Source organism: Bacillus sp. Xin1, from assembly GCF_013314535.1.
In the GTDB taxonomy this organism is placed as follows: domain Bacteria; phylum Bacillota; class Bacilli; order Bacillales; family Bacillaceae_G; genus Bacillus_A.
This window is the reverse complement of sequence record NZ_JABUAE010000104.1, coordinates 1-3,370: the sequence shown is the minus strand read 5'-3', so window position 1 is coordinate 3,370 and position 3,370 is coordinate 1. Positions and strand designations below refer to the sequence as shown.

General features: G+C 34.5%; 6 protein-coding genes and 1 pseudogene. 2 read left to right on the top strand and 5 right to left on the bottom strand.

The window, feature by feature from the left end:
• Positions 1-116, top strand: a 116-nt coding sequence (locus HRG09_RS29290) for a YolD-like family protein (protein WP_254610197.1), incomplete at its 5' end; no start/stop codon positions are given.
• A 117-nt stretch (positions 117-233) separates the two neighbouring features.
• Positions 234-668, top strand: coding sequence for a hypothetical protein (locus tag HRG09_RS27740; RefSeq protein ID WP_174104020.1), 435 nt, complete (start codon positions 234-236; stop codon positions 666-668).
• 47 nt (positions 669-715) lie between these two features.
• On the opposite strand, the pseudogene HRG09_RS27735 reads toward HRG09_RS27740, so the two are convergent.
• From HRG09_RS27735 to HRG09_RS27715, 5 genes and pseudogenes are all read right to left on the bottom strand, one after another.
• Positions 716-1,782, bottom strand: a pseudogene (locus HRG09_RS27735) (N-acetylmuramoyl-L-alanine amidase).
• Positions 1,766-2,017 carry a holin gene (locus tag HRG09_RS27730; protein WP_174104019.1) on the bottom strand — a complete coding sequence of 84 codons (252 nt, stop codon included), beginning with the start codon at positions 2,015-2,017 and terminating at the stop codon, positions 1,766-1,768. The pseudogene HRG09_RS27735 and the gene HRG09_RS27730 overlap by 17 nt, the downstream one beginning before the upstream one ends.
• Complete coding sequence (locus tag HRG09_RS27725) at positions 2,018-2,254, bottom strand: hemolysin XhlA family protein (RefSeq protein ID WP_174104018.1); 237 nt, start codon at positions 2,252-2,254, stop codon at positions 2,018-2,020.
• Positions 2,255-2,321: 67 nt separating this feature from the next.
• Positions 2,322-2,516, bottom strand: a complete 195-nt coding sequence (locus HRG09_RS27720) for a hypothetical protein (protein WP_174104017.1) — start codon at positions 2,514-2,516, stop codon at positions 2,322-2,324.
• A 216-nt stretch (positions 2,517-2,732) separates the two neighbouring features.
• A partial coding sequence (locus HRG09_RS27715; protein ID WP_174104016.1) for an SGNH/GDSL hydrolase family protein occupies positions 2,733-3,370 on the bottom strand: 638 nt, incomplete at its 5' end.

The window sequence follows — 3,370 nt, the reverse complement described above, 5'->3', positions numbered from 1 at the left end:
ATGAATACATAACAGTATTAGATATTGATGCACATACGAAAACACTTGTATGTTCAGATGCATTTGGATTAAATACGAAATTTAAAATTGATGAATTTGTGGATGTAGCTGGCTGATTATAGTCAGCTTTTTTTACATAATTTTTGTAAGGTTTTTGTAAGGTAAAAGAAAGTTTAGAGACAGATTAGGGTTGTAAGATGAGTTTGTGTTAAAAAAATGGAGGTGCTTTAAAAGTGAAAAAAGTATTAAAAAGTTTAACAGTTACATCACTAGTTTTAAGCGGTGGCTTCCTTTTTGGTTTTAGTGAACAAACCAGTGCCGCTAGTCTTCAATCAAATAAGGCTGAGGTTTCTACCGAAAATAGAGGTATAGCGTCATATGAATTTTCCTTCTATGACTTAAGCGACCTGAGGGGAACAAAATTTTTCACCCTAACTCCTGGTAGTTCAAAGAACTTCTTAGGGGATGATGACATATCATCTATAGAAATGCCGCCATCCTCTTCTATCACCATCTATACTGATCTTAATTACGAAGGGAAAACGAAAACATTTAGGAATGAAAGTGAGTCAGATTACTTAACTATTAATTTAGATGAGCATTATATTAAAGGGACTAATAAGAAATGGAATAATAAGGTTGGATCATTAAAAACAAAACGTATATAACAATGAAAATACAAAAAGATCCGACTCTTATTCAGAGTCGGATTTTTTCACTTCACATATACATAGGCTTCATTTGTAGTTACATAGTATGTTTTGCCCTTGCTGTTGTGTACTTTGTATTGTGGTGATCCATTGACAATTACTTTGGCATCAATTGTAAATCCTAATCCTGCTTCTACAGAACCAGCAACATCTTTATCCTGCCAAGATGAAGAATCGTAGAAACGTAGGTTGTCCACTTTCGAAACAACACGTTTACCTACAATAGATGAATCTACAGTGCTTTTCTTATCAAACTTCACATAAGACGGATTGTATTTAATCCACTGATTGCTTCCAAGGTTTAGCCATCCATCCTTTTCAGCCCACACAATATATGATTCTGGTTTGTTTAACTGACGGATTTTAGAATAGCTTGTATCCGGTCCTTTACGTAAATTCACGTTATGTCCATTAATGTATGCAATCCCATCTGTTACTGCTGTAGGTTTCTCTTCCGGTTTAGATGGTTGTTCAGGAACAGAAACATCAACATTAGAATTATTGTATGCACGTTTCACATCAGCACGGAATTGCGCTTCTGATACACCATGACTACGTAAATAATCAAGTGGATCTTCATGATCGGTACCGCCAAGATGATGTGTTACATCGCTATGTGTCCACAATCCTTTTTCTACACTAATACTTCGATCACGTAGGATTTTAGCAAGTAACTTCACGTATTTATCATAGCTGCGTTTAAATTTCTCATAATCCTTTGTTTCGCATAATTCTACGTGTACAAATCGTTTATTAGCAGCAGAACCACCACCATAAGCAATATACTTTGTATCAGCGATTTGGATCGTCTCGTTCCAATCTACTGCATAATGAACGAAAGCATTACGCCATGTACGAGTTTCATATTTTTGAATATTAATAGCTGGAGCTTCTGGAGTTGCTGTACTGTGAGCCACAACACCCTCATAAGCTCCTACGCCATAACGATAAGGAGTTTTAGGTAATCCATCAATAATAAGAGAGTTCTATCTGCAAAAGCTTCTGTAGTAAGGCTAAACAGAAGCATCAAGGTCATGAATACAGAGGAAACGAGTTTAATTGATTTTTTCATTTATATCAACATCTTTTTTCATGATTTTGGAGTGATCGTATAATCCACTAGCTGATAAACCAATGATGAGTCCCTGAAATACGTTCATTTTTATGTCAAAAGGCAAAAATAAAACGCCTAGCAAGATGCCAAGCGCTAAATTAAGCAATGGGATATATTTAGTTTGTAACCCTAATATTTTTGCGACTTGCGCAAGAGCGATAACTACAGCGATTAGCACGCTTATCTCAATCATCTACATACCACCTCCTTTCAGTAACAATCCAATTAAACCGGTCACAATTGCCCCTATGATAATCCGAAGAATCCAAGTCGTATTGGCACTAATCTTTTCAAGTTGCTTGTTTATATTCACGATGTCTTTCTCATTGACAGTAGTACGCGTTTCTAAGCTGCGGATATCACGTTGCATATCTTTTTGGTCAGATTTAATCTGTTGGATCTCTTGCTTTAAATCTTGAATTTCTTGCATCGTTTCACTCCTTTCAAAATAAAAAGAGAGACAATTGTCTCTCTTCTCTTTAAAAATCATATTATATTTAAATTTTCTGTTCTTGTTTTGTCCATACATCTTGCAAAATCCCCTTGCAACTGATGGCTACTTTATCATCGCACCAAATCAAACTTCCTTTTCTTAATATTGCCTTCATTTGAGGATTATTTCTATATAGAAATACATCTTCTTCTTTAAAATGACCGTTACTATACCCCTCTAAAACCTCATGTAACATCATAATAAATCCCCCTTTTCCCAAACCTCCCTTTGATTATATGTTTATATCCCATTTTATGGAATAGTATCCATATATTTATCAACTTACATATTCAACTTTCTTATACAACTATGACCTTCTTTCAAAATGAAAAGAGGAGCATTTGCCCCTCTTAGTCTATAAAACTTAACCTAAGCCGTGTTTTGTTAAAAATAAAAAAAGCCTACTTGTGTACGCTTAGATGTAACTAATACCGTCTCTTAATAACGTTAAACCCAGATGAGCTGCTATATTTTCAAACATCACTCTATACCCTGTGTCATTTGGATGTAATCCGTCGAAAAGTAAAGAATCTACTGTAACGCCTGTATTTATTGCGTAATCCATAAACCATTTATAGTTTGAAACATAGCTCATGTTAAATTCTTTAGCTATCGAAGTAATCGCTCTGTCTACATCATCCATTTTAAATTTCCTAACAGCTTCCATATCATTCGCTACAGAAACAGGGTTAGCGGACATAATTACAATATCTAATCCTAATCCTTGTACATACTTAATAATTTCACGAAGATATGCTTTAGTAACAGCTGTAGTTTTAAAGTTATGTCGATCATTTGTACCGATTTGCATAATAATTAAATCATCATTGGCTTCAATTAACTGTGTTCTATTTTGATACAAGTATTGTGAATGTTTGCCGCTGATACCGAAGTTTACAACATCAACTGTTTTTGGTATTTTCAACCCTTGAATATACACAGTATTAGCTGTTGAACTAGCATTCTTCTTATTCGCTTCACGAATTTCGAATGAATGCTTCGCAAGTGTTAATCCCGTAATTTTAAATTCAACATTGTCTGCATAAGTATCTA